Source organism: Sporomusa sp. KB1 (genome assembly GCF_007830295.1).
GTDB lineage: Bacteria > Bacillota > Negativicutes > Sporomusales > Sporomusaceae > Sporomusa.
In genome coordinates this window covers 3,625,070-3,650,291 of record NZ_VLKC01000002.1, presented here as the reverse complement: position 1 = coordinate 3,650,291, position 25,222 = coordinate 3,625,070, and the positions used below count along the sequence as shown (strand labels likewise).

The following is a 25,222-nucleotide window of genomic DNA, read 5'->3' as shown; positions in this document are numbered from 1 at the left end:
GATCCTAAACGCTAATTAGTTAGCCGCTTTGGCATCACGGGCTTTTTTACGCATAACATTCTTCCAATTACGTTCTTCCAGAATGTCGATCAATCTAGCAGAGGCTTTAGCCGCATCTGGTTCCCAGAAGAAATAGCCGCCAAATACATCTTCAGCAATTTTGGTAACAACATCATTAACAAGCTGGCTGCCTACAGTAGGAGCGATAACACCAACATGGGTAGGATTACCATAAGCGACATTCCAGGAGCCAATAGCAACAGCCTTTTCAGACATAGCTTCCGGAGCACTAACAACATAAGGAACTTCCGAGTTATCCAGGCCCATTTCGGCAGCTAACATGTTAACAAAAACCTGCATGCGGCTATAGTCAACACAAGAACCCATATGGAACATCAACGGCAGATCTTCAGTTAAACCTGATGCTGCATTCAGACGAGCATAGAATTTTTTCAGACCTTCACCAGCATATTGCTGTACAGCTTCGCCATTCATCATGCCTGCCAAAGCGTGAGCCTGGGCAGAGCAACCGCCAGCAAGCAACAATACGTCATTTTTAGCCAATTCTTGAGCAATCGCGGTGTGATTTTGGTCATGGGTGCCTTTTAAGTTATTGCAGCCGATGAGGGCCGCGATTCCTTTAATTTCACCTGCTTCAATAGCGTCTGCGATAACTCGCATCGGATTGTCCGGGTTAACTTTCTTGAATATATTGAGCATAGCCTCAAGACTGAAGCCGGCAACAACTTTATTGGTAATATTAGGAATAGAAACTTTTGCTTTATCCCGCGTTTTATAAGCGTCAATTGCCAAACGAATGATTTCTTTCGCACTATCCATAGCACGATGCTCATCAAACGCGTAATGGTAGGATCCAGGAATTTTCATGATAGGCGAAGTGGTAACAATCTTAGTATGGAAACACTCAGCAGCCGAACGCAAGCTTGGCATAATACACTGAACATCAACAACCATAGCATCCATAGCACCAGTCATAACTGCCAATTCTTGGGTTGCGAAGTTGGTGGCGATAGCAACGCCTTCACGCATGAGAACTTCGTTACCAGTACAGCAGATACCGACAAGATTGATGCCCGTAGCACCAGCAGCTTTAGCTTCATCTTGCATTCCTTTGGCAGCTTTAACAACCATTTGCGAAAGCAACGGGTTATGGCCATGGACAGCAATATTAACTTTATCAGCTTTGATAGCGCCAAGGTTAGCTTCCGTTACTACAGGTACCCCCGTACCAAAAAGAATATCAGATAAGTCAGTAGCAAGATGCTGACCATCAATATCGCATAACGCAACCTTCAAACCACCAAAGATAATATTAACTGGGTCAGAGTCATTGCCAACATGAGTTTGATGAAGTAATTTTGCCAGACTAAGATTGATACCACTTGGCATTACAGTGGTTTTACGCCAAATATTTAGAGTGTTCTCAGGGGCATAAGATTTAAGCCACGTAAGTTCTTCAGCTTCATCAATGCGGCCAAACTCTGCCAACGCAGCATTAGCAACATCTTTAGCAATAGCATTTGCATCACGGCCTTCGGTTTCAACACCGATATTTTTAGCCACATACATAAGCTTATTAACATCAGTAACTTGATAGTCTTTCAGCTTACCTTCAGCAGTATGCAGAAGAGTTTCCGCAATTTCGCGGCCATGATCGGAGTGAGCAGCAGCGCCGCCAGCAATATAACGAACTGTATTACGGGCTACGATAGTGTAATCAGCAGCACCGCAGACACCTTTGTTACCACCCGGTTTCTTAGGCAGTATGCGACAAGGGCCTTGCAAGCAAATACGGCAGCAAATACCGGTATTGCCGAAGGTACAGCGAGGCTCTTGAGCTTTGGCACGGTCAAATGTTGATAAAAAGCCGATTTCTTTGGCTTTGTCGAGCATTTGAGTTGCTGCCACGTCGATTGTTTTGTATTCGGACATTCTTCTTTTCCTCCCTATGTTCATCATAGATGTTTTTCAGTTGAGTCCACTTACAAGGAGCTTAACTCTTAGACTAGCAGAGCATGTGATATTTTGAGGATTTTTTCACAAACTCTATATACAGGTATTCGCCCTTAGGTGGACGAATACCTGCAAGCTTAAAAAATATTTTACACAGTAATCAGATTTTTTTTGTTTAGCTTATTTTAATTAGAACAAGCCACTCACTTTGCCAGTATTAACGTCAACATCAATACGACGATAAGCAGGGTCGGAGCTAGTTCCTGGCATCAAGCTGATTGCGCCAGCCATTGGGCAGAGGAATTTGGCGCCGCCATATACAAGGATGTCACGGATCGGCAATCTCCAGCCTTTTGGTACACCTTTCCAAGTAGGTTCATGCGACAAGGACAGGTGACTCTTAACCATCATGGTGCAGAAATCGGCATACTTAGGATCAGACTCAAATCTCTCAGCTTTTTCTTGAGCCAGAGGAGCCCAATCAACACCATCAGCGCCATATACTTCTTTGGCAATCTTCTCAACACGCTGACGTAATGGCATTTCCAACGGATAGAGGAATTTGAAATCAACTTTTTCTTTGCAAGCATCAATAACTGCGTCGGCCAAATCAAGAGCACCGTCGCCACCGCTCATCCAATGCTGCGAAACAGCAGCGCGAGCGCCTGCCTGTTCGGCAATTCTCTTAACCAAAGCATGTTCAGCAGGAGTATCAGTGTAGAACGCATTGATACAAACAACTGGTTTGATGCCAGATTTTTTGATCATGTTGATCAAATGTACCATGTTTTCGCAGCCTTTTTCAAGCAGACCAAGGTTTTCTTTAGTGTACTCATCAGGCAACGGACGACCTGGAATAACGGTAGGTCCACCACCATGCATTTTGAGAGCGCGAACAGTTGCTACCAAGATAGAAACGTTCGGAGTAAGTCCACTCAGGCGGCATTTAACATTCCAGAATTTTTCGAATCCGATATCTGCAGCAAAGCCAGACTCTGTAACATGGTAATCAAAGCATTTCAGACCAATACGGTCAGCAATAATAGACGACTGACCAATAGCAATATTAGCAAACGGACCAGCATGAACGAAGCAAGGTTGACCTTCAACAGTAGCACAGAGTGTCGGATTGATGGTATTACGCATCCAAGCAGTCATAGCACCGTCAACTTCCAGATCACCGGTGGTAACTGGGTTACCTTGTTTATTGTAACCAACTACAATGTGTTTAAAACGTTCCCGCATATCGGCCAAATCTTTAGCCACAGCCAAGATAGCCATTAACTCAGAACCAACAGCAATACCGAATTTGGAATGCATCATGAAACCATCTTTTTTACCGCCAAGCCCCATAATAATATTGCGAAGACCCTGAGCGGCAAAGTCAATGATCCAGCCCATTTCAATATTTTTCGGATCAATGTCAAGTCTTTTCAGACCTCTTTTAGCCAATTCAGCATCAGTGTAATTTGCTTCATGCTGCATTCTAGCATTCAATGCAACCATACCCAGGTTATGTGCATTCATAATATCATTGATATCACCAGTTAAGCCGAGGGAGAACTCAGTCATTGGAATAAGTAGAGCATTACCGCCGCCGGCAGCAGTGCCTTTAACGTTCATAGTCGGGCCACCTGAAGGCTGCCGTAATGCGCCACCAACATTCATGCCACGTTTTCCAAGACCTTCCATAATACCAATTGATGTCGTTGATTTACCTTCACCAAGCGGGGTAGGAGTAATGGCGGTTACCTCAATATATTTACCATCAGGCTTATTCTTCAGACGGTCAATTACCTTTAAGAAGTCAATCTTCGGGGTTTTTCCGTAAGGAATGATTTCATCTTTTTGCAGACCCATCATTTCCTGATACTTCTCGGTAGAAGGGATATTTCCCTCTGCTGCTTCGGCAATTTGCCAATCTTTCAATACTGTAGGATCCCAAGCCATAAATTAAATCCCCCTTTTTTTATTTGCGTCAAGACTTTGCATTATTGCTTGTCTTGCCGCCACTTAAATGAATAACACGCTGATAAATTTCTTCCATACTCGCTTTGAAGGCTCCGGTAAGTATGTCTTCCTCGTTTCCGAGAGCAACATCCAGCAGTTCATCATCAAAACGAATGACGCCTAACAGTTCTTCCGCAGTAAACTGAGCTTGGATGAATGCGTCTTCTTTTGATGAGTGTATTTTATTGGCAATTACTTTTGATACTTCAATTCCTAAATCATTAGCTAACTGCATTACTACCCGTGCTGTCTGAACGCTGGTCTTACTTGCTTCAGTAACCACAATCATAAGATCCATGCCCTTAGACGTGCCACGAGTTAGATGCTCAATACCTGCCCCCATATCAAGGATGACTACATCATCTTTGTCAAGGATCAAGGAATCAACCACTGAAAACAAAAAAGCATTTTCACGACAATAGCATGCTGAACCACCTGGTTTAATGGCACCCATTCTTAAGAATCGGATGTTACCCACGCTAATGGAATACTCGTCTAATATGTCGTCAACATCTGGATTAAGGCTATAGAGTAAGCCACCACCGGCACTCTTTGCCTTAATCACATCCTCCATTTCAATTAAAGGAATTACTTTAGCCAAGATATCATCCGAAATTCCCAAGGCAAGTCCTAAGCTTGCATCTGGATCAGCATCTACCGCGTATACACGACGGCCTTCACGGGCAAATAATTTAGCCAAACTGGCAGAGACAGACGTTTTACCGACGCCGCCTTTGCCGGAGACTGCGATTTTCAAGTCCTCACCTCCTTAAATAAATAGACTTTTTTGAAATTGAGTATTGTATATTATATATTATTATATGTAATTTTCTGTCTAATTGTGTTAGACGTGCACTCCCGACTAACTCAGCGTTCGGGATGTTTTATTAAGCAAGCTGGCACCAGCAGCTGCTGCAACAACCAAATCTTCAGTAGGCAGGTAATACTGGGCTGTGGCATCAAATAAAGCTGTGGCATTAGCAGGAAACTCTTCGTCTCCCTCCCAAATGACGTAAGTCACTGGAACCCGCGGAAGAATATCCAGCGTAATAGCCGCATCACCAAATTTAACGGTATGACCACCAATTTTTTCGCCTGCTCTAATTAAAAGACTTGCATTTTTTCCAAAAAAAGCTTTAAAACCGCCAAGAACCCGACCATTAAACGGCTGTAGATAAATCATACCACCAGGTATCTCTTTGAAGGAAATCCATTGTCCGGCTAAAGGCTGTCCTTTTGCTGTGAGCAAATAATGCAACAATACAATTTTAGCTGGCATAGGAACTTCTTCCTGACGATTAGCGAACTTTACCTCACCTGCCGGATAGCTGATAGTGTAACCATCATTTATATATTTAAGCATAAATAGACCGTTAGTCTCATCAAAAACAGCCCCACTGTTCGCGGCCATTTCCGCCGGGTTTCTGGCAGCCAATCCAGCACAAGCTTTTTCATATGCCAACTTATACCCATTCTGCAAACGCTGTGAAATAATAGTATCAGTTTCCATTAGATGTTGCCTCCTAGTGCGATCAAACAAGAATTACAGATACTCAAAAACTTAGGAAAGCGAGATTTTCTTTAAACCAACCCGTTTTGCATCTCACAAGCCTGAATAGTCTGTTTACATAGTACAACTGTGGTAACAGATCCAACTCCGCCCGGAACTGGGGTAATTTTAGCGACAATTGGTTCAACTTCTGCGTAATCAACATCGCCGCAGTATTTCCCAGGATTAGCCGGATCTTCGTTAATACCTACATCAATAATTACTTGACCTGGCTTAACAAAGTTAGCTTTAACCATTTTCGCCCGGCCTACGGCAGCAATAAGAACGTCAGCCTCAGAACAAACAGCCGGCAGGTCATCTGTCCGGGAATGACAAATGGTTACAGTAGCATGTTCCCTTAAAAGTAACATAGCAACAGGCTTGCCAACTACTTGCGAGCGGCCTAATATAACAGCCTTCTTGCCCTTTAATGGAATATTATAAAATTTGAGAATATCCATGCAGGCAGTCGGAGTACAGGGTGGAAAGCCTGTAGGATCATCTGTATAAACTTTAGCAGCACTACCGATAGTCATGCAATCCACATCTTTTTCGACAGGGATGAGATTGCGAATTTTCTTTTCATCTAGTTGTTTGGGCAAAGGTGCAAACATTAAAATGCCATTAATTTCTTTATTTGCCCCAACACTAATTACAGCTTTTTCAAAATCAGCCTGTTCTATATCGGCTGGATACTCGAAAACCTGGTAAGCCATTCCAATAGATTCACAGGTTTTCTTGGCGCCGCCTTCATAAAAAAGATCATCAGGACGGGCACCAACCCGGATAATTCCCAATTTGGGAGTAATTCCCTTGGCTTTAATAGCAGTCACCTTTTGGGAGAGCTCTGCTTTCATGGCATCAGCAACTGCTTTACCGGCTAATCTTTCGGCCATTATCCAATCCTCCTATTTCTTTATTTTACCAAGAACAAGCGCTAATGTATCATCAGCAATCTTCGAGCCATCAGCTAATAATTGTTCCATTTCCGCCCGGTTTTTGCTGACATATTCTTGGTCTTTTATCGTATTTAGGTTGATTACCACATTTAACATCCCGCTAATAAGCGCTGATTTCAGAAATACAACTCCGCAACCCACATCAGAAATTGCCAAATTAGTTCCTATTTGTCCCATACGTTCGTGGATTTTTATGCCTGCATAACAGGTACGTATAATCTTCATAGGTCCTTCACAGGCATCTTTGGAGCATTTTTCCATTACTTGTTCTTTGTAAGCGATCTGCTCTGGAGTGTCTTTAGGTAAGCCATAGGCTTTAGATAGAGGTTCAAAAACAGCAGCATCCTCATCCACCAGGTTTTTTAACTCCGCAATTAACTGTTCACCTTTGATAATTAACTCTTTAACTTCCCCTTCTACTTCGGCATATTTCTTTTTACCCACAGTTAGATTACCAACCATGTTGGAAAGAGCCATCCCAATGGCACCACCAAGAGCTGCCGCACCACCGCCACCTGGCACTGGAGCTTTAGAGGCCAATACTGCCAGAAATTCGGAGCAAGACTTATCAAGCATACTCATACTTTTGAATCCTCCCGTTTCGTCTTGAATTTAACTACGCCTATAACCACTATAATACTACGTTTACTGCTGCTGATAAAATTAGTTTGTTATTTCACATACATTCTATTTGGAAAAATTCGCTTTATATTCTGAAATTCCTGCTAGTTTTTCATTATTCAAAAAAAATATTATTGTCAACTTTTGTCGAAGAAGATCATCAAAAGAAAAATGTGCCTCTTTACACAGGGAAAGAAGGCACAAACAAATAATTGTAAAAGATCATGGATTTCGATACAATAAAGCAATTATTGTAAATATAAATAGCAAGATTCCTACTAGGCCATTGCGCATAAAATACCGTTGAGTAACTTTACTTAAATCACCAGCACTAATAATGATATGCTGGTATATAAGAACAATTCCAGCCAATGTTACACCGAAATAATAAATGAAATGCAACTGCAGCAGCAAGCCAACAAGTGCAAAACCAACAATACTAATACTATGCATGATTTTTGACAGCCGCAATGCTCCTTGGACACCAAACCGCACCGGCATGGAGTTTAGTCCATTTGCTTTATCAAAAGCTACATCCTGACAGCCATAAATGACATCAAAGCCAGCAATCCATACCCCTACTGCCAAACCTAAAAACAAGACGGCAAGCGATATGTCTCCCTTAACACCTATCCACGCGCCAACAGGCGCTGCTGCTAGAGCTAATCCCAAAACCAAATGGCATGTCCAGGAGAAACGTTTCATATAAGGATATATAACCAAAGGAATCAAAGCAAGTGGCCAAAGTGTCAGGCAGAGCGGCTGCAACTGGGCTGCCGCCACTAAAAACAACACCAAACAGGCAACAATAAGAATAATGGCTTCCCACGGTTTAACAGTACCCGCAACCATAGGTCTTTCGGTAAAGCGTGGATGTAGTTTATCGTACTTTAGATCAATAAAATTATTAAGTGCAAGCGCCGCACTGCGAGCCCCAATCATAGCTAAGGTAATCCATATAAGGTCATGGCTGCTTGGCACAGAACCGGCAGCTAGGAAAGCCCCCATATAAGCAAACGGCAGAGCAAAAATTGAATGGGACAAAGCAATATTATCAAGATGGGCTTTTAACTTATTCAAGGCCCAGCTCCGCCCACTTGGCATCAACCATTTTTTTTATATCTGCGGACATGACTATTTCATCAGGCCACTCGCGGGTTTGGCCTTCCTGCGGCCAGGTTTTGGTCGCATCAATACCCACTTTTGTCCCCCAGTTGGGCATTGGCGATGAATGATCAAGAACATCCAGCGGCCCGTCTACCATGACAATATCCCGTTTAGCATCAATGTTATTAAATACCCGCCACCAAACTGCATTCATATCTTGCACGTTAACATGATCGTCAACGACGATAATCATTTTGGTAAACATCATTTGTCCCATACCCCAGATGGCATGCATTACCTTTTTAGCCTGCTGGGGATAGCTTTTTTTTATCGCAATAACAGCGCAATTATGAAAAACGCCTTCTAGCGGCAAATTAATGTCAATAATTTCCGGCAATTGAGATTGTAATAGTGGCAAAAAGATGCGCTCAGTGGCTTTGGCTAAGAAACAATCTTCCATCGGAGGTTTACCGACAATAGTTGCCGGATAAATCGGATTTTTACGGTGAGTTATACAGGTTATATGAAAAACCGGATAGTTATCTGCCAGTGAATAGTAACCGGTATGGTCGCCAAACGGCCCCTCTACCCTAAGCTCATCCATATTTACATAGCCCTCGAGTATGATCTCCGAACCTGCCGGTACCTCAACATCAACAGTTTCACATTTGACCATCTCTACAGCCTTTTTACGCAAAAAGCCAGCAAACACCATCTCATCAATATCACGCGGCAATGGTGCTGTAGCCGCGTAAGTTATCGCAGGATCGCCACCAATGGCAACAGCCACTTCAATTTTATCCTTGCCTAATTCTCTGTGTGCCCGGAAATTTTCAGCGCCATTTTTATGAATATGCCAATGCATACCTGTTGTCTGCTGATCAAATATCTGCAGCCGATACATGCCTACATTGCGTTTGCCAGTAAGGGGATTCTTTGTAAATACCAATGGCAGAGTAATAAAGCGCCCGGCATCTCCCGGCCAGCATTTCAAAACAGGAAATTTGTCAAGCGAGGGCTTATCTTTAATGATAACCTCTTTGCAAGGAGCATTTTTTACATACTTGGGGAAATTAATTGCCCGTTTGGCCGTTGGAATAATCTTAACCAAATCAAGCTTATTCTGCAGTGAAATATAGGGCAATTTCAAAATTTGCCGTATTTCCTGGGCAATATCGTCAATTTTCTCCACCCCAAACGCTAACGCCATACGTTCCATGCTGCCGAAGGCATTCATGAGCACAGGCATATCATACCCGGTAACATTTTCAAACAATAAGGCAACATTCTTATCTCCTTGCATTTTGGAGACCCGATCAGTAATTTCAGTAATTTCAAGTTCACAGTTAACCGGTTGCGTAATCCGCTTAAGCCAGCCCCGCGACTCGAGTGCAGTAATAAATTCCCGCAGATCATTATAGGCCAAAACAATACTCCTTTCAGCAGAGAAGTAGTATATCTATTTCCGCAATATATATTTTACAATTAAGATGCTAATTTCGTATAACAGAATCATTGGCACTGCCACCATCGTTTGTGAGAAAACATCTGGTGTTGGTGAAATAAAAGCACCAATGACAAAGGATAGAAATAATACCATTTTACGTTTGGCCACTAAAAATCCCGAACCAATAATTCCCAGTCTAGCCATAACGAATATAAATAATGGCAATTCAAAGATAAAGCCAAACGGCACTAAAAAGGAGATAACAAAAGAAAGGTATTGCCCGATAGAAAACATCGGCTGCAGGTTCTCCGTAGCAAACCCCATAAAGAATTTAATCCCTGCCGGCAAAACAAAGTAATAGGAAAAAAATAAACCAACAAAAAATAATAAAATAGATGATGGAACCAATAACAGGCTGGCGGTGCGTTCCTTGTTAGTCATAGCCGGTACGATAAAAGCCCACAGCTGATACATAACTATTGGTAATGCCAATAAAAATCCTGCAAAAAAAGAAACCTTCAAATAGGTAAAGAAAGCCTCGGATGGGTTCATATAATACAATTTCCCTGCTGGCGCCGTTATGAAGGCGGTTATTTCAGCAGCATAAAAATAGCAGAATGTACTGCCGATAACAATAGCAGCAATTACCACAATCAATCGGCGGCGAAGTTCTTCCAGATGATCTAATAGCGACATTGCCCTTTCCGTCGGTTCTTCCTCGCTTGACTCATTCTGAGTTACATCTTCTGCAAGCGGTTCAACCGCTTGCACTATATCTTCCCGTATTACTTTGTCACTATAAATTACGCCTGAGTTTTCTCCAGATTCCGGCATAATTTTTTTATTGTTTTCATCATGCTCTGGCATCAAACAACCTCACTTTTTCTCCTCAGGCTGCTTGCTGTCGCTCTCTACCTTGGCCTCGACTTTTATCGGTTCTTCTTTGGGATTCATCATTTCATTGCTGGCCCGACGAAATTCCTGCATGCCTTTACCAATAGCCTTACCAACTTCCGGCAGTTTACCCGGACCAAATACAATCAGTGCAATAACCAATATTACAACCAATTCTGGCATACTAAAACTAAACATACTTCCATCTCCTTTGTTAGTTTGTCTACTAGTTCTATTATACCTGTACGTTCCCCAAAAAACAATGCAACAAATTACGTCCCAAAAAACGGCCACCTGATATGGTTAGCAAAAGACACATTATCAGGAAAGCCGTAATTTTTACCACTGTTAATATTTGCGCAATCCCACAAAATCAGCAATTGACAGCAGGGCCTCGCGCACAGAGCCGTTAAGCGTTATTGGCAAACTATTGCGTGCATGTTGCAAATACTTACTCACTTGCGTATAGCTATACTCTACAGCATCTGTTTCATAAAGAATTTCCAGACCACGTCTAACATCATCATCAGACATATTTTGGTTCACAATGATACGCCTCAGTTCGTCACGATGGGAACTTGTTTTTAACGCATAAATCGCAGGCAAAGTAACAATTCCCTGGCGTAAGTCATTGCCTACCGGCTTACCTAATTGCTCGGCTGATGCAGTAATATCCAAAATATCATCCGTGATTTGGAAAGCCATACCAATTGCATAGCCATATTCTCGAACTTGCATAACATCCCTGTTATCCAGTCCTCCAGCCAAGGCACCAAGTTCACAGCTGGCAGCAATAAAATCTGCTGTTTTTTGGGCTACCCGGAGACGGTAAGCAGCCTCATCCTGCTCAGCGTTAAATGCTTCTTGAAGTTGAATTATCTCGCCTTCACACATGTTTGAAATAACATCAGTTAAAATTTTCAGCATATTTTGTTTAGCCCCTATGGCTATGGCTGAAAATGCTTTAGCCCATAAATAATCTCCAGTCAATACCGAGCTATGATTACCCCAGCGTGCATTGGCAGTCGGACGCCCCCTCCGAGTATCCGCATTGTCAATTACATCATCATGCACCAACGTCGCCATATGAATAAGTTCGATGGCGACAGCCATGGGAAGTAACTCACTGCTGGGGTTAGAATTATTACCACCACGGGCACATAAGAGATACAAGGCGGGCCGTAATCGTTTACCGCCCGCCTGTACCAAATGTACACTAATATCATTGACCAAATCTACCGGCGATTGGATAATAGAATACAGTTCTTTTTCAACAGCCATGAGATCTTCTTGGACTATATCAAATATCTTATTCGGGAATTTATTCACTAGTTAATCACCTACATGACAAAATCTGTTTCTATAATACACCATTTTACCGGCACTAGTCTACAATATTAGTTGGTTTTATTTATTTTTTTCTACTCGAATAGCACAATCCGGGCAAACCATCTGACAAATACCGCAGATAATGCACTTTTTCATGTCGGCTTCAACCCTTGGTGTGCCATATACTCCAAGATCCTCTGACCAGGTTATACATTTTACCGGGCATTTCTCGATGCACAAGCCACACCCTTTACATAAACCTGGAAAATTAGCCCAGAAGCCTTTTTCGCTATCATAGGTTTTCGATTGCCAATTCTCTTTAGCCATTTGTTCCCCTCCTTACATTGCACTCTTAATAAGTTGATAGCCACGCTCAAGAGCTTTGAAATTCATGTCGCGAAGTGCCGGATTTTTCTTAAATTTGTCACCAAGCTTAGTTTCAAGCGCTTTCTTAATAGCGTCCATAGGCAATACTTCTGTTGCCGCAATTACCGCGCCGAGAATAATGATATTGAATACACGTGGATGCAACTCATTTTTTGCAATATCGTTAGCCGGGATGGCCAGAACTTTCTTAACTTCCGGAATGTCACCCGGGTCAACACCAGGACCTGGTTTGGAAAATGAGCAGGTCTTGGGTTCTCCGGCAATCATATCCTGGGATTGGTCATTATTAGGATGATCGGCAGTTGGACAAGGTGGAGTTACATCAAAATATTGCAGTCCCACAATATTATCATTTACTTCACCCTCTTGGATAAGCGAATTGTCGTAAATATATACAGTATCTTTGCCTGCATACATAGTGGTCCGCTGCACGGCCCGCGGACTTACGGGAATAAGAATATCTGCTTTTTGGAATTTAGGGAAACCAATTTCATCGTCGCTTATTTGTACAAAAGCGATAGAAACTCCACCACGCTGTTCTACACCGAAGTTAGGGATATATAATGCATTTTTACCTTCTTCGTTAGCGGCTTCGGCCAAAATTTCAGCAATAGACTGAACACCTTGACCACCTTCGCCGGCTATAGCCACTTTAACCACTTTTGCCATTATTTAGACCTCCTTTGCTTGCGGTGCGCGAAGTTCGCCGACTTTAAAGTATTGAGTCATATCTTTTTCTATGAATTCCCAAGTCTGCGCAGCATTAGTTCGCCAGTTAGTTGGGCAGGAGGACAAGCACTCTACAAATGAAAAACCGTTGCCATCAATTTGATTTTGTAAAGCCTTTTTGATGAAACCTTTGAGTTGACGTGGATTAGCTATAGTACCACGGGCAACATAAGAACCTTCCGGAGCAACGGCGGCAACCATTTCCGGACCTTTGGTCGGGGGGCCAGTCTCCTCTATATCACGACCATAGGGCGTTGTTTCAGTTTTCATACCCGGCAAGGTAGTTGGTGCCATTTGGCCGCCAGTCATGCCGTAGTTACCGTTATTACATAGAATAACAGTTATTTTTTCACCACGAACCGCTGCATTGAAAAGGTGCTGCGAGCCAATGGCATAACCACCGCCATCGCCCATATACGCCACGCCGATAATAGCTGTATTGGCACGTTTCATACCGGTAATTACCGGGGTTGTCCGGCCATGATGGGTTTGAACAGAATCAACATCAAAAAAGTCCCAGGCTAGTAATGAACAGCCAATATCACAACCAAAAACTATTTTACCTTTGATGCCTAGTTCATCAATTGCCTCACCTAGACATTTAAGGATAATGCCATGGCCACAGCCTGGACAAAATTTATGCGGTTTACTAGCTTCATACCAACTGGTAGGCATAGCTGGCTGAAGAACATTATCTTCTTTGAGTTCTTGCATGGTAGTCCTCCCTCCTGTTTCTACTGTTTGTTATATTCATCAATAAGTTCTTCCGTAGTAATACCTACACCCGGACGAAGCATGGGCACAATTTCTATGGCGCTTCCAAAAATTTCCTGTTGGACCAGTTTCATCAGCTGACCATATGCGGATTCCGCAATAAGTAATTTTTTCGCTCCTTTAATTGCGTCTTTGAGTTGTTTGCCGGGGAAAGGCCGCACTGTAATTGGGCGAAAATAACCAACTTTCTTTCCTTCGGCACGTAGTTGGTTATATGCGGTTAAAGCAGCCCGGGATACAATACCATGGGTTAGAATGATTACGTCAGCATCTTCACATCCCTTTGCATCCCATTCAACGACTTTCCCAGCCATTTTGTCCCAATCACGCTGATTTTTCATAACTACTTCGTAAAGCTCATCTTCTGTATTATACGTATTACGGAGGTGTCTACTTTCCCGTTCGGGCTTTTCGGTATCACCAAGCAATACCTCCGGGCTAACCACTTCCTTGCCTTTTGTTTCAGGATCATAAATTGTCAACGGTTCACGCATTTTAGCCTGATAACCATCACCTAATACAAAGGTAGGAAAATGGTAAGTCCAGGCAGCATTAAATGCTTTAATGGTGTAATCAAACAATTCTTGGTGACTGGCTGTTGAATATACAATCCGGTGCCCCTCACCATTGCCGCCAAAAGTAGTCAAAGTAGTTTCTTGTTGCGCATAAATGACAGTAGCTGTCGAAGGGCCGCCCCGCTGCTGGATAATGTACACGATGGGAAGCCGCATCATTTCCGCCATACCAGCCGATTCCTGCATCAGAACATTTCCCGGACCAGCAGTAGCCGTAAATGCCTTTCTGCCTGACATTACGCCGCCAAGAGTCGTAAAACCGGCAGATATTTCATCCTCGGTCTGCAAAAAGCGCTTACCGTGCTTAGGAGCAAGCCTTGTCCAATAATGCATTATCTCGTTTTGGGGTGTGATTGGATAGCCATACATAATATCGGCTTTAGCGGCTACCGCAGCCCAGGCACACACCTCATTGCCTGTCATGAATACTCTCTGTTCACCTTGCAGTGAAATTTCGGCCATATGAGCACCTCCTGAAATATGTATCCTCTATCTATATTCCGCGTTAAAGAAGCTTACAGGCTCAGGCAGGTGGTATATTTACATCACACCACCCACCTGCAAAAGTCTGTAACACGTTGTATATAGTTTAAAGAAAATATAAGAATCTTATACAACAATAGGAAGGCAGGGCTATTTTCCCTACCTTCCTATCATACAGTACACTATAATTTTATATATTCTGCAACTGTTAAGAGAGTAACACTCCTAACGCAATCGACATAAGTTTTGCTTCATAGGTATCAGCCCGCGATGTTACTACCACTGGTTTAGCGGCACCTAAAATCAAGCCCGCCATCTTCCCTTTGGCAGCATACACCAACGATTTTCCCAGTATATTGCCTGCTTCAATATCAGGGGTAACTAAAATATCAGCAAATCCAGCAACTGGACTGATAATTCCTTTATGCTTGGCCGCCTCCAAGCTAATGGCATTATCAAATGCCAGCGGGCCATCAACAATAGCACCTTTAATTTGACCGCGGTCAGCCATTTTTGTCAAGGCGGCAGCATCCAGGGTTGCCGGCATATCTGGATTAACCACCTCAACTGCAGCCAAAACGGCTACTTTGGCTGGACTAATTCCCAATACGTTAGCCAGCTGCACACTGTTTTGGATAATATCTGCTTTTTGTTGTAATGCAGGAGTAATATTCATGCCACCGTCGGTGATCATCAACAGCCGCTGGAAACCAGGTAATTCATACACAGCAATGTGGCTTAGTACCCGCCCGGTTCGTAAGCCTACGTCTTTATCAAGTACCGCGCGCAGCAGGTCAGCTGTGTTAATTAGTCCCTTCATCAGGACATCAGCTTGGCCACTAGACACCAAGGCTGCCGCTCTGTAGGCAGCCCTGCGGTTATCAGGTTCATGAACGATGGTTACCTCATCAAGATTAACACTAAGCCGATGTGCAGTGGCTTTTATTTTGTCAATATTGCCTACCAGGGTAAACTCTGCAATTTTTTGTTCGCGCGCTCCACGAACAGTCTCAAGAACAGCATCGTCTTGAGCTGCCGCAACGGCTACCCGTTTAGGTGTTTTACCTTTTACAGCATTTAGTATATCATCAAAGCTCTTGAGAGTTTTTTCCGGCAAAATTCCGTCACTCTCCTCTAGCATATTCAGGAAAATAACTCATACTGGTTTTTTTCCATTCACGGGTACTAAATAGCAATTGGTAGTTTTCAAGTCCGGTTGCCTCGGCCAGTTCAGCGGCTAACGCCTGGCATTCCGCCCTCGTATGCGCATGAAGCATTGTATAAAAATTATAAGGCCATTGAGGTTGGGGAATACGCGAGTAACAATGGGTAACTATTGTATAGGCTGTCATGAGCTGCCCCACTTCTTTAAGCCTTGCTTCGGGTACCTGCCATGCACAAAGTGCATTAGCGGCATACCCGACCTCCCGGTGACGTAATACAACCCCCATTTTGCGCAGCTTTCCCGTTTTACGGTATTCCTTTAATTTCTCCAAAAGTTGGTGTTCCGTAATCCCAATACGCTGAGCCAGCTCTTTGTATGGCTCAGCTACCAGGGGAAACTCCCCTTGCATAACAGCAATAATCCTTTTGTCCAGGTTATCTAACATAAAACACCTCACCAACGCTAAGTCTCATTTTATAGATTGAATGCGACGCTCACTTTATACTTTTCAATGGCAGGCAGGCTAATAAGCGCCTCTACCCCAGGCAAACTGCCAATAGCAGCCAATATCTGATCCTGTTCCAGTTGATTTGCTGTGAGAAGTGTAAACCAGAGGTTGTACTCTCCGTCCCGTTCATAATTATGTGTAACACCAGCATAGGCATTAACCGCCTGGGCAACTTCAGTCATCTGTTCCGGACATACTTTAGCAGCTGCCAGTGTACTGACATAGCCTAGATAAGTCGAGTCAAAAAAAGCACCAAATCGTCTGATATAACCATGGTCTTTGAGCCAGGACAATCGTTCAATCACAGTGTTCTCATCAACTTCCAGCAACTTTGCCACTATAGCAAATGGACGCGATTCAAGGGGTAACCTTGTTTGAATAAGATTAAGTAACTCTTTGTCAAAATTGGTCAGCATGTACGCCTCCTGGCTTATCATAGTTTTAAAGAAAACACGGCTTAGGGAAAAAAAAGGAACAGCCGGCTGACTGCTCCCTCCGTATAATATTATCATTTTAGCAAAATATTCTTGATAACGTCAAGAAGTTCATTTCTGCCTACACCACTTACTATTGAATAAGACAGCACCCGCCCGTCAGGATTGAGATTCAACATATCAATGCCTTTATAAATTTCCTGACTATGTTTCAGAATACGGCTTTTGGGAATTTTATCGGCTTTGGTAGCTACTACCTGAACTGTAAGCCCATGCTCTACTAACCACCGGTAAACATTGCAGTCACTTTCCATTGGCGGATGGCGAAGATCAATCAATTGACATACTAGTTTTAGCCGAGGTGATGTAAGCCAGTATTCCTCAATAAACTTTGACCAATTCGCACGGGCTGTCTGGGCTCTTTTCGCATAACCGTAGCCGGGTAAATCAACCAGCATAAATTCCAGCCTGGATTCATCAGGAAGCTTGCCGGTAAGGCAAAAGTAATTAATGGTCTGTGTTTTCCCTGGTGTACAGCTGGTACGGGCTAACCCATTATAACGGCATAATGAATTAATCAATGAAGATTTACCGACATTAGAACGTCCAATAAAGGCAATTTCTGTTAACTCTCCCGCCGGATATTGGCTGGAATTAACAGCAGTGGCAACATAACTGGCTTTGATAATCGTAAAAGATGCAGTTTCAGACATTACTCTGTCACCATGGCTGTCTTTAGTACTTCATCCATATGTTCCACTAACACAAAATCAAGACTACGTTTTATGTTTGCAGGCAATTCGTCTAAATCACGTTTATTTTCTTTAGGTAACATCACTTGTTTAATTCCCGCCCGGTGAGCAGCAAGTATTTTCTCTTTAATACCGCCAACAGGCAATACCCGGCCACGTAGAGTTATTTCTCCTGTCATAGCGAGCCCACTCTTAATAGCTTTACCTGTCAGAGCTGATACGAGGGCAGTAGCCATAGTAATCCCTGCTGATGGCCCATCTTTAGGAATAGCGCCTTCCGGTAAATGAATATGGATATCCAGATTTTCATGAAAGTCTTCTTCGATACCCAACTCCTTAGCTCGTGAACGGATATAGCTAAAACCTGCCTGCGCTGATTCTTGCATTACGTCGCCCAATTGGCCGGTTAGCAGCAATTTGCCTTTCCCTTTCATCGTTGAAGTCTCAACAGGCAACACCTCACCGCCGACTTCAGTCCAAGCTAAACCGGTGGCAACCCCTATTTGACTGCTCGCTTCGGCTTGTGCATGACGATATTTTGGGGTTCCCAGAAAGGTATGCAGATTTTGTGCCGTAATTTTAATAACTGTTACCTGGTCCTGGACTATTTTGCGGGCTGCTTTACGACATAATTTGGCAATATTGCGTTCTAGATTTCTCACCCCGGATTCCCGGGTATACTCACGAATTATTTTTTGAATGGTTCCTTCAGAAAAAGCAATTCGGTTGTCAGCCAGACCATGATCTGTTGTTTGCTTAGGAATTAAATACCGTTTGGCAATCTCTGCTTTTTCTTCCTCGGTATAGCCGGCAATTGAGATAACTTCCATGCGATCCAATAGTGGTCGTGGAATATTATGCATTCCATTAGCAGTAACTACCCATAATACCCGCGATAAATCATAAGGTAATTCGATATAATGATCACTAAACGTGTTATTTTGTTCAGGATCAAGTACTTCCAGCAAAGCAGCAGACGGATCACCACGAAAGTCAGCGCTCATTTTATCAATCTCATCCATGAGGAAAACGGGGTTCTTCGAGCCCACAGTACGCATACCTTGAATAATGCGTCCTGGTAATGCACCGACATAAGTACGGCGATGACCTCTGATTTCAGCTTCGTCACGAACTCCACCTAAGGAAATACGGACAAATTTACGCTCCATAGCCCTGGCGATTGAGCGAGCCAACGAGGTTTTCCCAACACCAGGCGGCCCAACAAGACAAAGAATAGGGCCTTTCATCTTGTCAGTAAGTTTCCGGATTGACAAATATTCTAAAATCCGCTCTTTAACCTTTTCCAAACCATAGTGATCTTCATTAAGGATTTCTTCAGCAACAGTGATATCCAAACGGTCATCTGTTTCGGTATTCCACGGAAGTGCCAACAACCAGTCCAGATAGGTACGAATGACACCGCTTTCGGCCACCATCGGCGGCATTTTTTCCAGACGATCAATTTCCTTGTTGATTTTTTCTGCTACTTCTTTAGGGAGATTTTGCTCTTTAACCCGTTCCCGATATTCCTCCACTTCGGCTGTACGTTCGTCTTTTTCACCCAGTTCTTTTTGAATTGCTTTTAGCTGCTCCCGCAAATAATACTCTTTTTGCGTTTTCTCCATTTGTTTGCGCACCCGAACATGAATTTTTTTCTCAAGTTCAAGGATTTCCATCTCACGTCCGAGAATTTCACACAACCGTTCAAGTCGTGCAGCAATTCCCACTGCCTCTAATAGGGTTTGCTTATCTTCAATTTTCAGTGACAAATGACTGGCAATAAGGTCTGTCAAGCGGCCTGGTTCCTCAACTACCACTACTGATACCAGTGTTTCAGGCGGTATTTTTTTACTTAATTTAACCCATTGTTCAAATTGATTAATTGCCGTACGGGTAAGTGCTTCAATTTCAGGGGTTTTGGCCTCGCCCTCGACAAATTCACGAATTTGAACTTGGTAATAGGGGTCCAAGCTGATAAACTCCTCGATTTGACCACGATATAGGCCTTCCACAAGCACCCGTATTGTGCCTCCTGGTAATTTCAATAGTTGCTTTATTTCAGCAACAGTGCCCACAGAAAAGATATCCTCGGGTTGAGGTGTATCATTTTGAGCATCTTTTTGTGTAGCCAACATAATCAGCCTGTCTTGCACCATAGCTTCTTCTAAAGCACTGATGGATTTTTCCCGGCCTACATCTAGATGAATAATCATATATGGAAAAACTAAAATGCCCCTCAGCGGTAAGAGTGGTATTGTACGCCTTTTTTCTTCCAACATTGCTTCCTCCCTTCGGTAACCCTGCAGTTATTTAAGTCGATTAACAGTAGTTTCAACACCGTTATATAAAATATTCTAACTACCTGCTAAAAAATCCTTTTATTCCCCAATAAAACAGCCGGGTTTAATTACCCGGCTAAATAGTTTACACCTTCTCAACACCAGCAGCTGCCAAAACCTTGGGCATAGCTGGCCCTACATCCAGCCTTACAGGTTCACCGGTTTTTACCATAGCATATTTCAGCACTTCTTGTAGTGTTTCAACAGGAATGACTTCGACATCCATATTCTTATACAAATCCTGCCAATTTTCACTAGGAATGATAATCCGCTTGGCCCCGGCTTGTTTGGCTGCAACTACCTTTGCACTCACTCCACCGACCGGCTTTATCAACCCCCGAATAGAAATTTCACCTGTCATGGCAACTGTATTATCAATAGGTATATTGGTTACAGCCGAATAAATGGCCGTAGCAACCGTCACACCAGCCGACGGTCCATCGACAGGAATACCGCCTGGGAAATTAACATGTATGTCATAGTTATGATACTCAATACCACACTCTTTTGCTAATACTGTAAGTACATTATCCAGCGACCCTTTCGCCATACTTTTACGCCGCATGGTGCGCCCAGGCGAGCCAAATTCCTCTTCATCAACAATACCAGTAACAGTAAGTTTTCCTGTACCGTAATTATTAGGAACCGCTGTTACTTCCAGTTCCATAAGCATACCGATATTGGCGCCATAGACCGCCAAACCGTTAACTACACCAACCTGGGGGATAACCGGAATTTTTTTCTCAGGCCGTGGACTATATTGGCCAAAGTTGATGACCCATTCGACATCAGCTTGTGTAATGATTTGTTTCGGTTTGAATGTACTTTGGACAATCCCAACTGCTATTTGTATGATATTAACGGCCTCGCGCCCATTAGTTGCATACCGCTTAATTACCTCTAAGGCACCGTCCTCAAGACTATAATTAACCTTTTTAGCTGCCGTTAAAGCCACTGTAGCAATTTCTTCAGGCAAAAGCGGTCGAAAAAAAATCTCGACACAACGTGAACGTATAGCTGGCGGAATATCCTGTGGCGTCCGGGTGGTAGCACCAATAAGCCGAAAGTCTGCCGGCAGACCATTTTGAAATATGTCATGAATATGCTGGGGAATGTTGGTATCTTCACTGTTATAATAGGAACTGTCCAGAAATACCTTCCTGTCTTCCAATACCTTTAATAGTTTATTCATTTGGATATGGTGAAGTTCCCCAATTTCATCAATAAATAGCACGCCACCATGCGCCTTGGTTACTGCCCCTGCTTTTGGCTGCGGAATACCTGCCATCCCCATTTGACCAGCCCCTTGGTAAATAGGGTCATGTACTGTGCCAATAAGCGGATCGGCAATACCCCGTTCATCAAAGCGGGCTGTTGTTGCATCAAGTTCAATGAATTTTGCTTCAAGCTGAAAAGGAGAATAGCCATTTTGTCTGGCCTCATTGAGTATTAAGCGAGCTGCTGCTGTTTTACCTACTCCAGGTGGTCCGTAAATGAGAACATGTTGTGGATTACCTCCACACAGAGCTGCACGAAGTGCTTTTAACCCTTCCTCTTGACCGACTATTTCCGAAAAGTCAGTGGGGCGGGTTTTTTCAGCCAATGGCTCAGTTAAGGATATTTCCCGCATTTTTTGCAGTTTATCCATTTCTTTTCTGGATTCGCGCTCTACCGCCATCTTATTACCCTGTTGTGATTTTAGCAGGTTCCAGAAATAGAGTCCAATAACCACGGCAAAAAACAACTGAATCACACTGATAATGTTGACAGCATAATCCAAAATTCCACGAACCTCCTTCCCGGGCAATCTTATAACTGCTTTTACTTTGTAATGAGTCTAGTATTGGCAATGACCACTATTTTATCCTGGCAAAACTCGGCAAGTCAGTTTATAAAAAAAAAGAAGCCTTACGGCTTCTTTTAGGCAGATTCTTCTTTTTTCTTGTTTTTACGCTCAACAGCCACCAGCACTGGTTCTTCTTTGTTACTAATAACTTCTTTAGTAACAATGCATTTAGCAATATCAGTACGGGATGGAATATCATACATGACATTACGCATTATGGTCTCAATGATTGCTCTAAGACCTCGAGCGCCGGTATTGCGTTTTAAAGCTTCAGCAGCAATTTCTTTTAATGCTTCGTCTTTAAATTCAAGCTGCACATTATCGATTTCCAAGAACTTCTGATATTGCTTAACAAGTGCATTCTTGGGTTCGATTAGAATGCGTACAAGTGCATCTTCGTCAAGAGCATCAAGCGTAACAATTACAGGTAGTCTGCCGACAAATTCGGGAATAAGTCCAAATTTGAGGAGATCTTCCGGTAAGATGCTGCGAAGCATTTCACCCACCTGTTTTTTCTCTTTGCTACGGACTTCAGCACCAAAGCCCATCGACTTTTTCCCTGTCCTGGCACCGATAATTTTATCAACACCGTCAAAGGCACCGCCGCAGATAAAAAGAATGTTGGTGGTATCAATCTGAATAAACTCCTGATGTGGATGTTTACGACCGCCTTGCGGCGGTACGCTGGCAACCGTACCCTCTAGAATTTTAAGGAGAGCCTGCTGCACACCTTCACCAGAAACATCACGAGTAATTGAGGGATTTTCCGACTTGCGCGCAATTTTATCAATTTCATCAATATAGACAATACCCTTTTCGGCTTTTTCCACATCATAATCGGCAGCCTGAATAAGTTTTAGAAGAATATTTTCTACATCTTCACCTACATATCCGGCTTCAGTTAATGAAGTAGCATCTGCCACAGCAAAGGGAACATTGAGAATTTTAGCTAAGGTTTGCGCTAACAGCGTTTTACCGCTGCCAGTCGGGCCAAGCATGATGATGTTAGACTTTTGTAGCTCAACATCATCCATTTTTGCACCAAGATTGATCCGCTTATAGTGATTGTACACAGCCACTGCCAGGGATTTTTTAGCTTCCTCCTGGCCAATGACGTACTGGTCAAGAATATCCTTTATCTCTTTGGGCTTGGGAACATCTCTGAGTTCGACATCTATATCCTCACTCAGTTCCTCTTCGATGATTTCATTGCACAATTCTATGCATTCATCACATATATATACTCCCGGACCCGCAACAAGTTTTTTAACTTGCTCTTGCAGTTTACCGCAAAAAGAACACTTCAGTTGACCCCTGTCATCACCGAACTTCAACATATTACCACCTCTCTACTTGGGAGTCTCCTTGTGTCTGTCACCCCGTACTACGACAGCATCAATAAGGCCATATTCTTTGGCTTGCTCGCTGGACATAAAGAAGTCCCTTTCGGTATCATTTTGGATTTTTTCCATCGGTTGGCCAGTATGGTGGACGAGAATCCCGTTTAAATGTTCCCGCATACGGATAATCTCCCGTGCGTGAATTTCAATATCGGTAGCTTGCCCTTGAGCACCACCAAGCGGTTGATGAATCATAATCCTAGAATTCGGAAGTGCATAGCGTTTGCCTTTGGCCCCAGCAGTAAGCAGCAGTGCACCGGCACTAGCTGCCTGCCCCATGCAGGTAGTAGTTACATCAGGCTTGACATATTGCATAGTATCATACATTGCCATAGCAGCAGTTACTACGCCTCCAGGGCTGTTAATATATACGTGGATATCCTTGTCAGGGTCTTCAGACTCCAAAAACAATAACTGTGCAATAAACAAATTTGCTACATTATCGTCAATAGGGCCACCAATAAATACAATACGGTCTTTTAACAGTCGTGAGTAGATATCATACGCCCGCTCACCACGGTTAGACTGCTCTACAACAATTGGTACATAGGGCATTACAAATCACCTCAAACCTAAAATTTATTTTTTTGCTACATTATCGATTATAAACTCAACAGCTTTTTTACGAAGAACAGAATCCTGGAGAGCCTGGAATCGGTTAGTCTCACGAATTACCTTAACAATTTCTTCAGCTGTGGTCTGATAATTCGCTGCCATGGTCTCAATTTCCTGCTGCATTTCCTCAGGAGTACCAGTAAATTCTTCAGCCTTTACAATAGCTTCTAAAACCAGATCGGTTTTAACATTATATTGCGCAGAAGTGCGGTAGTTAGTACGCAGAGCTGCCATATCCATTTTAGTATATTCAAGATATTTATCAAGTTTCATTCCACGTTGCTGCAAATTGATGTCAAAATCCTGAATCATATTGTCAATTTGGTTTTCAATCATTACGTCCGGCACATCAACTTCAGCGTTGTCAACGGCTGCTTTGATAGCTGCAGTACGGAAATCATGTTCGGCTTTGGCACTAGCAGCCTGTTCTAACTTATTCTTAATATCGGTTTTTAATTCCGCCAGAGTATCAAATTCACTGGTTTCTTTGGCAAAATCATCATCAAGATCCGGAACTTCCTTACGCTTAACATCATTAATTTTAACATTAAATATAGCTGCTTTACCAGCCAATTCAGCAACAAAATACTCTGCAGGGAAAGAAACGTTTACTTCCTTCTCTTCACCGGACTTAGCCCCGATCAATTGATCTTCGAAACCAGGGATAAAGCTGCCTGAACCAATTTCCAGCGGATAGCTCTTACCTTCACCACCTTCAAAAGCAACGCCATCGACAAAGCCTTTAAAGTCAATAATAGCTAAATCGCCTTGCTTAAGTTCAGCATCTTCAACAACTACCATTTTGGCATTGCGGTTACGATTTTTTTCAAGCTCGGAATCTACCTCTGCGTCAGTGATTTCAGCAATAGTCTTTTCTATAGCAAGTTCTTTATATTGGCCTAAAGTAACTTCAGGCATTTTCACGACAGTAGCTTTAAATACTAACGGTTGATCTTCTGCCAATGTTACAACTTCAATCTCAGGACGGCCAACTGGATCAATGTCCTGCTCTTTAAGCGCTTTGGCAAAAGCCTCAGGAGCCAGTATTTCAAATGCCTCATCAAGCAATGCTTCTTTACCAATGCGCGCTTCTACAACTTTACGAGGGGCCTTACCTTTACGAAAACCAGGGATGTTGACTTGATTAGCCAGCTTGCGGTAAGCCTTTTCCAGCGCCTTGGCGACCTCAGTTTGGGGGATTTCTAAATTGAGCATCGTTTTATGATTGTCTATTCTTTCCGCTGTTACCTTCATCTATGTATTTCCTCCTTATGAAATTAACTGCTGACACAGCTTATAACTGCCAACATAGTCCCTTATAGTAG

24 protein-coding genes are annotated in these 25,222 nt (G+C 43.0%); all 24 read right to left on the bottom strand.

The features are described 5' to 3' along the window. Window positions 1-15: 15 nt before the first annotated feature. The 24 genes from cooS to tig all read right to left on the bottom strand — a co-directional run bounded on the left by cooS (window position 16) and on the right by tig (window position 25,151). Window positions 16-1,953 carry an anaerobic carbon-monoxide dehydrogenase catalytic subunit gene (gene cooS, locus SALPA_RS20605; protein WP_145098311.1) on the bottom strand — a complete coding sequence of 646 codons (1,938 nt, stop codon included), beginning with the start codon at window positions 1,951-1,953 and terminating at the stop codon, window positions 16-18. A gap of 210 nt (window positions 1,954-2,163) precedes the next feature. Further along, window positions 2,164-3,924, bottom strand: coding sequence for a formate--tetrahydrofolate ligase (locus tag SALPA_RS20600; RefSeq protein WP_145098308.1), 1,761 nt, complete (start codon window positions 3,922-3,924; stop codon window positions 2,164-2,166). Window positions 3,925-3,952: 28 nt separating this feature from the next. Continuing rightward, window positions 3,953-4,741: an ArsA-related P-loop ATPase gene (locus tag SALPA_RS20595; RefSeq protein WP_145098305.1), complete on the bottom strand. Its 789-nt coding sequence runs from the start codon at window positions 4,739-4,741 to the stop codon at window positions 3,953-3,955. A gap of 105 nt (window positions 4,742-4,846) precedes the next feature. Beyond that, complete coding sequence (locus SALPA_RS20590; RefSeq protein WP_145098302.1) at window positions 4,847-5,494, bottom strand: DUF3786 domain-containing protein; 648 nt, start codon at window positions 5,492-5,494, stop codon at window positions 4,847-4,849. Window positions 5,495-5,565: 71 nt separating this feature from the next. Beyond that, the gene (locus tag SALPA_RS20585; protein WP_145098299.1) at window positions 5,566-6,429 is read right to left on the bottom strand and encodes a bifunctional 5,10-methylenetetrahydrofolate dehydrogenase/5,10-methenyltetrahydrofolate cyclohydrolase; all 864 of its coding nucleotides are present in this window, start codon (window positions 6,427-6,429) and stop codon (window positions 5,566-5,568) included. Window positions 6,430-6,441: 12 nt separating this feature from the next. Continuing rightward, complete coding sequence (locus SALPA_RS20580; RefSeq protein WP_145098297.1) at window positions 6,442-7,074, bottom strand: cyclodeaminase/cyclohydrolase family protein; 633 nt, start codon at window positions 7,072-7,074, stop codon at window positions 6,442-6,444. A gap of 261 nt (window positions 7,075-7,335) precedes the next feature. Then, window positions 7,336-8,193 carry a UbiA-like polyprenyltransferase gene (locus tag SALPA_RS20575; protein WP_145098295.1) on the bottom strand — a complete coding sequence of 286 codons (858 nt, stop codon included), beginning with the start codon at window positions 8,191-8,193 and terminating at the stop codon, window positions 7,336-7,338. Next, on the bottom strand, window positions 8,186-9,646 hold the full coding sequence (locus SALPA_RS20570; protein WP_145098292.1) for a menaquinone biosynthesis decarboxylase: 1,461 nt from the start codon (window positions 9,644-9,646) through the stop codon (window positions 8,186-8,188). Before SALPA_RS20570 ends, SALPA_RS20575 begins: the two co-directional genes overlap by 8 nt. Window positions 9,647-9,679: 33 nt before the next feature. After that, on the bottom strand, window positions 9,680-10,534 hold the full coding sequence (gene tatC, locus SALPA_RS20565; protein WP_255451283.1) for a twin-arginine translocase subunit TatC: 855 nt from the start codon (window positions 10,532-10,534) through the stop codon (window positions 9,680-9,682). A 9-nt stretch (window positions 10,535-10,543) separates the two neighbouring features. Then, window positions 10,544-10,759, bottom strand: a complete 216-nt coding sequence (locus SALPA_RS20560) for a twin-arginine translocase TatA/TatE family subunit (RefSeq protein ID WP_145098289.1) — start codon at window positions 10,757-10,759, stop codon at window positions 10,544-10,546. Window positions 10,760-10,909: 150 nt separating this feature from the next. After that, window positions 10,910-11,869, bottom strand: a complete 960-nt coding sequence (locus SALPA_RS20555) for a polyprenyl synthetase family protein (protein ID WP_145102148.1) — start codon at window positions 11,867-11,869, stop codon at window positions 10,910-10,912. A gap of 99 nt (window positions 11,870-11,968) precedes the next feature. Then, window positions 11,969-12,217, bottom strand: coding sequence for a 4Fe-4S dicluster domain-containing protein (locus tag SALPA_RS20550; protein ID WP_145098286.1), 249 nt, complete (start codon window positions 12,215-12,217; stop codon window positions 11,969-11,971). Between the two features lie 12 nt (window positions 12,218-12,229). After that, on the bottom strand, window positions 12,230-12,946 hold the full coding sequence (locus SALPA_RS20545; protein WP_145098283.1) for a 2-oxoacid:acceptor oxidoreductase family protein: 717 nt from the start codon (window positions 12,944-12,946) through the stop codon (window positions 12,230-12,232). 3 nt (window positions 12,947-12,949) lie between these two features. Beyond that, a complete protein-coding gene (locus tag SALPA_RS20540) occupies window positions 12,950-13,720 on the bottom strand; it encodes a thiamine pyrophosphate-dependent enzyme (RefSeq protein WP_145098281.1) in 771 nt (256 codons plus the stop codon). Between the two features lie 20 nt (window positions 13,721-13,740). Next, on the bottom strand, window positions 13,741-14,817 hold the full coding sequence (locus SALPA_RS20535) for a ferredoxin oxidoreductase (protein ID WP_145098278.1): 1,077 nt from the start codon (window positions 14,815-14,817) through the stop codon (window positions 13,741-13,743). A 229-nt stretch (window positions 14,818-15,046) separates the two neighbouring features. Beyond that, on the bottom strand, window positions 15,047-15,955 hold the full coding sequence (locus SALPA_RS20530; RefSeq protein ID WP_255451282.1) for a phosphate butyryltransferase: 909 nt from the start codon (window positions 15,953-15,955) through the stop codon (window positions 15,047-15,049). Between the two features lie 7 nt (window positions 15,956-15,962). Further along, window positions 15,963-16,448: an Lrp/AsnC family transcriptional regulator gene (locus tag SALPA_RS20525; protein ID WP_145098272.1), complete on the bottom strand. Its 486-nt coding sequence runs from the start codon at window positions 16,446-16,448 to the stop codon at window positions 15,963-15,965. Between the two features lie 29 nt (window positions 16,449-16,477). Further along, window positions 16,478-16,927, bottom strand: a complete 450-nt coding sequence (locus tag SALPA_RS20520) for an Lrp/AsnC family transcriptional regulator (protein ID WP_145098270.1) — start codon at window positions 16,925-16,927, stop codon at window positions 16,478-16,480. Between the two features lie 92 nt (window positions 16,928-17,019). Continuing rightward, window positions 17,020-17,658, bottom strand: coding sequence for a ribosome biogenesis GTP-binding protein YihA/YsxC (yihA, locus tag SALPA_RS20515; protein ID WP_145098267.1), 639 nt, complete (start codon window positions 17,656-17,658; stop codon window positions 17,020-17,022). After that, entirely contained in the window at window positions 17,658-19,973 is a 2,316-nt protein-coding gene (gene lon / locus SALPA_RS20510; RefSeq protein ID WP_145102146.1) for an endopeptidase La, read from the bottom strand. Before lon ends, yihA begins: the two co-directional genes overlap by 1 nt. 148 nt (window positions 19,974-20,121) lie before the next feature. Next, window positions 20,122-21,816: an ATP-dependent protease LonB gene (gene lonB / locus SALPA_RS20505; protein ID WP_145098265.1), complete on the bottom strand. Its 1,695-nt coding sequence runs from the start codon at window positions 21,814-21,816 to the stop codon at window positions 20,122-20,124. A 140-nt stretch (window positions 21,817-21,956) separates the two neighbouring features. Continuing rightward, window positions 21,957-23,219 (bottom strand): ATP-dependent Clp protease ATP-binding subunit ClpX, encoded by a 1,263-nt coding sequence (gene clpX, locus SALPA_RS20500; protein ID WP_021167155.1) that lies wholly within the window; start codon window positions 23,217-23,219, stop codon window positions 21,957-21,959. 12 nt (window positions 23,220-23,231) lie between these two features. After that, on the bottom strand, window positions 23,232-23,837 hold the full coding sequence (gene clpP, locus SALPA_RS20495; RefSeq protein ID WP_145098262.1) for an ATP-dependent Clp endopeptidase proteolytic subunit ClpP: 606 nt from the start codon (window positions 23,835-23,837) through the stop codon (window positions 23,232-23,234). Between the two features lie 24 nt (window positions 23,838-23,861). Next, window positions 23,862-25,151, bottom strand: a complete 1,290-nt coding sequence (gene tig, locus SALPA_RS20490) for a trigger factor (RefSeq protein ID WP_145098259.1) — start codon at window positions 25,149-25,151, stop codon at window positions 23,862-23,864. Between the last annotated feature and the right edge of the window lie 71 nt (window positions 25,152-25,222).

Coding starts and splice junctions, on each gene's coding strand:
- SALPA_RS20590 (WP_145098302.1), bottom strand. CDS start 5,494: ATGGAAACTGATACTATTATTTCACAGCGTTTGCAGAATGGGTATAAG.
- tatC (WP_255451283.1), bottom strand. CDS start 10,534: ATGCCAGAGCATGATGAAAACAATAAAAAAATTATGCCGGAATCTGGA.
- clpP (WP_145098262.1), bottom strand. CDS start 23,837: ATGCCCTATGTACCAATTGTTGTAGAGCAGTCTAACCGTGGTGAGCGG.
- clpX (WP_021167155.1), bottom strand. CDS start 23,219: ATGTTGAAGTTCGGTGATGACAGGGGTCAACTGAAGTGTTCTTTTTGC.
- SALPA_RS20585 (WP_145098299.1), bottom strand. CDS start 6,429: ATGGCCGAAAGATTAGCCGGTAAAGCAGTTGCTGATGCCATGAAAGCA.
- SALPA_RS20550 (WP_145098286.1), bottom strand. CDS start 12,217: ATGGCTAAAGAGAATTGGCAATCGAAAACCTATGATAGCGAAAAAGGC.
- tig (WP_145098259.1), bottom strand. CDS start 25,151: ATGAAGGTAACAGCGGAAAGAATAGACAATCATAAAACGATGCTCAAT.
- SALPA_RS20535 (WP_145098278.1), bottom strand. CDS start 14,817: ATGGCCGAAATTTCACTGCAAGGTGAACAGAGAGTATTCATGACAGGC.
- SALPA_RS20600 (WP_145098308.1), bottom strand. CDS start 3,924: ATGGCTTGGGATCCTACAGTATTGAAAGATTGGCAAATTGCCGAAGCA.
- SALPA_RS20525 (WP_145098272.1), bottom strand. CDS start 16,448: ATGTTAGATAACCTGGACAAAAGGATTATTGCTGTTATGCAAGGGGAG.
- SALPA_RS20540 (WP_145098281.1), bottom strand. CDS start 13,720: ATGCAAGAACTCAAAGAAGATAATGTTCTTCAGCCAGCTATGCCTACC.
- SALPA_RS20545 (WP_145098283.1), bottom strand. CDS start 12,946: ATGGCAAAAGTGGTTAAAGTGGCTATAGCCGGCGAAGGTGGTCAAGGT.
- yihA (WP_145098267.1), bottom strand. CDS start 17,658: ATGTCTGAAACTGCATCTTTTACGATTATCAAAGCCAGTTATGTTGCC.
- SALPA_RS20580 (WP_145098297.1), bottom strand. CDS start 7,074: ATGAGTATGCTTGATAAGTCTTGCTCCGAATTTCTGGCAGTATTGGCC.
- cooS (WP_145098311.1), bottom strand. CDS start 1,953: ATGTCCGAATACAAAACAATCGACGTGGCAGCAACTCAAATGCTCGAC.
- SALPA_RS20560 (WP_145098289.1), bottom strand. CDS start 10,759: ATGTTTAGTTTTAGTATGCCAGAATTGGTTGTAATATTGGTTATTGCA.
- SALPA_RS20520 (WP_145098270.1), bottom strand. CDS start 16,927: ATGCTGACCAATTTTGACAAAGAGTTACTTAATCTTATTCAAACAAGG.